This is a genomic window from Gluconobacter cerevisiae (genome assembly GCF_015244675.1).
Taxonomy (GTDB): domain Bacteria; phylum Pseudomonadota; class Alphaproteobacteria; order Acetobacterales; family Acetobacteraceae; genus Gluconobacter; species Gluconobacter cerevisiae.
Genome location: NZ_JABCQO010000030.1, coordinates 1 through 4,169 on the forward strand (window position 1 = coordinate 1; position 4,169 = coordinate 4,169).

Consider the following 4,169-nt stretch of genomic DNA (forward strand, 5'->3'; position numbering starts at 1 on the left):
CAGACAAGTGTCTCGGGGGCATGCCTCCGAGACACTTGTCATCCAATCAACCCAAAGCCATAAAAAACGAGAACTCTCCTTTTGAGTGGATACAAAAAGGGGGGCACGTCACAGTTCATAAAAATGATCCTGTTCGGCAGTCGTCAACCCGCCAGCGACCCAAGCTCTTGGAAAGGAAGGTCGCAGATGCTCCATCTGACCGCTAGCCAAAACAAACCCTTCACCTCCAGTCTCCTCGCAAAACCTGCAACAGGTTTTCCACCTCAGAACAATGGGGCCAGAACTTAATCTGTAACCCCTGTATCTGGTCCGAAGGTCTCGTAACGGAGACATTCTGCGGGAATACCAACTTTGAGCAACCCTTGAATCGTATCGCGCATAAAATCGACAGGGCCGCACAGGTAAATTGTAGCGTTACGTGGGATGTGAGATGCGATCCACTCTGCATCAGGGCGTCCGTCGATGGATGTCAGTCTTGTCTCAAGCGTAATACGACCACCCGACTTACGAACGATGTTTGCCAGACGGCCGGAAAATGGCGCGGTAACAACTGAGTGGGCAATCTGTACGATGCTGACAGCGGGACCGTGGGAACGGGCAGCCAGATCCTCGATCATGCCAATCATAGGCGTTGCGCCGATCCCTGCGAAAACAAAAGCAACCGGAGCATCAAAATGTTCAGGTAGAGTAAAATTACCAGCAGGTGGTGAAAGGCGAACCTCATGGCCTTCACAAGCATGGCTGTTCAACCATAAAGACACGACACCATCCTGCACATGACGTACGCTGATGGCATAAACTTCATGATTAGGGCGCGAAGTAATGCTGTAGTTGCGGCGCGTCTGGCCATGACCCGGAATCTCCAGATCCACACCAAGATACTGACCCGGAAGCGGCTGAATGACCGCCTTGCCATCTACGGGTCTCAGTTCAAGTGTCGTAACGTTTTCACACTCGTGAATTGCCTGGACAATCTTGAAAGTACGCCAACCAGTCCAGCCACCTTCGGCGTGGGTGCTGACATCATAAAGATGATGCTCGCGGCCAATCAGGATATCGGCCAAAGCCCAGTAAGCGCGGCCCCAAGCATCGAGAATAGCCGGTGTCGCGGCATCGCCGAGTACATGCTTGATCGCGCCCAGCAGAGCTGTTGCGACATGTGGGTAGTGCTCTGGCAGAATTTCCAGACTGACATGCTTCTGGGCAATCCGCTCTACAGCCCCTCCCAGGACACCGAGATTATCTATGTTCTTGGCATAGGCCAAAACGGCCATAGCAAGCGCCCGAGGTTGCGTTCCTTTGGATTGATGCGTTGGATCGAACAACTCCGAAATAGCGGGATTTGCCAAAAGGCGGCTGTACATCTCGGTTGTAATGGCCAGCCCATGAGCTTCCAAGGCAGGGACAGTGGCCTTGATGATGGCAATAACGTCTGGAGTGAGACTACGATCTGTAGTGGACATGGTGAGTCCCCTTAAAGGTGTATATTAAATACACCTATATGATCGTGACTTCTGACTGTCAATCTGCCAAAGGACTCGTATGCGTCTAACTCTTCACACTGATTACGCCCTGCGGACCCTTCTTTATCTTGGGGCGCGTCCAGACACGCGCGCCTCGATCCGTGACATTGCAGAGGCCTACAAAATCTCGGAAAATCATCTTGTGAAGGTTGTGCATCGTCTGGGACAGGGAGAGTTTATCAAGACCATCCGCGGACGCGGTGGTGGTTTGATTTTGGGTCACCCTCCTGCAGAAATCATCATCGGGTCTGTAGTGCGTTTTACTGAAGAAGACATGATGCTCGTAGACTGCGACGGCGTGTCTTCCGGCGGTCGGGCCTGCCTTCTAGCACCCGACTGCCGGTTACGTGGTGTTTTGGGAGAAGCCTTGAATGCTTTTCTGAGCGTGCTTGATCACTATACCCTCGCCGATCTCCTGAGGCCGGCTGATCTCACCAGATTATTCCCAGAACTAGGTCCTGTCAGGTCTTGAATAACAGAATGGGCTATCCACAGCGTTTCCGCTGACTTCTGAAAAAAGATGACAGTGGAAACAGATTTTGATTCACTATTTTTCTTAATAGAGAAAGTAGTGATGCGATAATCACAGCCTTACATACATGAAGTCTTCATTTCTGATCTGATGTATCCGTGTATTCTTCGGAAGAAATAGGGGAATCATAAAAAAATATTAGGTGTAGCTTTAAATTTGAGAAAAATATTCTCGGTTGGATTAAATTCCAGACCTTATGACAGTAGAAACAGAGGCCTGCTTGATATGGCAATGGGATTGTTTTTCTTTGCAGTTGAAAAGGTTACCCTCCTCTCAGAGCAGAGCGCGCTCGACATCACCCCTAGAGGCGATACAAACACCACAAGGGCCACTTAATCATAACCGCCTCCTCCCACGCGCCACGCTCTGCATCAAAAATGCCTCCTAGTTTCAGAGCACAAAGATAAATTATAAGAAAAATAGGCTATCAAACACTTCATTTTAAATAAGGCTATTAATGACATTATATTTTTTATATGATGCTTTTACGTGAATTTTTAAGGCGATTACCAATGTATTTAATATCCTATAATGGTGAAGTTATACACAATAATGGTGATAATTATTATACAAAAAAAATTAACGATTTAAATTATGACGATATCATAAATGTTGACATAGATCCCGTATATCAAAATATGAATAAAGAAGACGATTATATTTTCCTTAAAGAACAACCTGAATTCTATTGTAATTTCGAGAATTTTGGTAAAGTAACCGGAATATACAATAAGAAGACAAGAGCCGTCTCCTTTAAAAACAATGACGGAAAATACCTTTGCTTTGAAGGCAACAATCTTGTTTTCACAAGAGACGAAGCGAATTTATGGGAGAGTTTCTGTCCTATAGATGAAAAATTCATCAAAAAACTTCAATATGTTATTCTTAATAAATGGATATCAAAACGTACTGGAGAGATTTTCGATGGGAAAAATATAACCTTTTGTAGTGATTTTATCATGAAAATCGGTACTTTTTCTATTGATATACGTAGTCAGCATGTTGCCGATTTTGAGGAGTATAAATTTATTGGTTTTTGCGATACATGGAAATTTGAAGAATTTCTTCTTTATAATCCGCTTATTTATATTACCGCTTATTCAAGCAAAAGCGTCTTAAATCAGCTTAGCCTCTGCGTACGTGCCTTACGAAATTTTGCCGATTTCGATGGCCGAATTATCGTCATGTCTAATGAAGATACCACTTCTATCCGTAGTATTTGCTCAATGGATGGCGATGATAATATCGATGTTGATCATATGGATCCAAAAGATTTTGTCGGATATGTATGCTCAAAATTCAGTATTTTAGGAAAAGACATATACAGCGGCTATCAGCCAGTCATGTATCTTGATCCAGACATTATATTTAACAGCGATCTTAACAAGATGCTCCAAGAAGCCACCCTCACAGAAGACATTTGCGCCCCGTTAGAAGATTTTCATCGTGTACAGACGCACGTTCCCGTTGGAGCAGGTTTAATCCAACTCGATTCACTTACACCAAGTCCTTATGCTGCCGGCTTCAACGGCGGAACGATTATTTTTCCAAATACTGACAATACCAAAGTTAAAGAATTTTTGGATGCTGCACGAAGAAGCATTACGAATATTGGAGAATTTTTTGGTAGAGATTTTAATTTGTGGGCTGATCAAGAAGTCATCAATTATCTATCCATCAAAAATTTTAATATCAATACAAGCTGCATAAGCAAGTATGCTAAATATGTCGACCACAATCCTAGTATCAATGAGAATCTTACAGGATTTGTACATTTTTGGGGGCACGATTCTGATAAAAAATCAGAACTGATGAAGATTTATTTCGATAAAGTCGAATACATTCGCTACAAATTAGAAAAGTCATAACTTATTTATCTAATTACTAATAAGAAGCTTCGTTTGTAGTCGCGAAAAAGAAGGGTTTTAAAAACCTAGCGGATTTGAAAGCCCTTCTATGATTTTCTTACCTTTTGATCGGTGAAGCCGTTTGTTTTAAAGATTTTCTAGGCTCAGGACTCATTCTTTGAGGTAGAAGATGACGCTTGCTGCGATGTGGATTGCGGACATGAATGTATGAGCGCAGCGGTCATATCGGGTCGCAACACGTCGCCA

Annotated in this window: 3 protein-coding genes and 1 pseudogene; 2 read left to right on the forward strand and 2 right to left on the reverse strand. The window is 43.8% G+C overall.

Annotation, left to right across the window (positions count from 1 at the left end):
- Positions 1–284 precede the first annotated feature (284 nt).
- Entirely contained in the window at positions 285–1,463 is a 1,179-nt protein-coding gene (locus HKD21_RS14175) for a globin domain-containing protein (protein WP_194256248.1), read from the reverse strand.
- Between the two features lie 79 nt (positions 1,464–1,542).
- Here HKD21_RS14175 and HKD21_RS14180 point away from each other — a divergent pair, with 79 nt between their 5' ends.
- Both HKD21_RS14180 and HKD21_RS14185 read left to right on the forward strand, forming a co-directional pair.
- Positions 1,543–1,995 carry an Rrf2 family transcriptional regulator gene (locus HKD21_RS14180; protein ID WP_194256249.1) on the forward strand — a complete coding sequence of 151 codons (453 nt, stop codon included), beginning with the start codon at positions 1,543–1,545 and terminating at the stop codon, positions 1,993–1,995.
- A 536-nt stretch (positions 1,996–2,531) separates the two neighbouring features.
- A complete protein-coding gene (locus HKD21_RS14185; RefSeq protein ID WP_194256250.1) occupies positions 2,532–3,923 on the forward strand; it encodes a hypothetical protein in 1,392 nt (463 codons plus the stop codon).
- A gap of 150 nt (positions 3,924–4,073) precedes the next feature.
- On the opposite strand, the pseudogene HKD21_RS14190 reads toward HKD21_RS14185, so the two are convergent.
- A pseudogene (locus HKD21_RS14190) lies at positions 4,074–4,169 on the reverse strand (IS5/IS1182 family transposase); the annotation flags it as partial.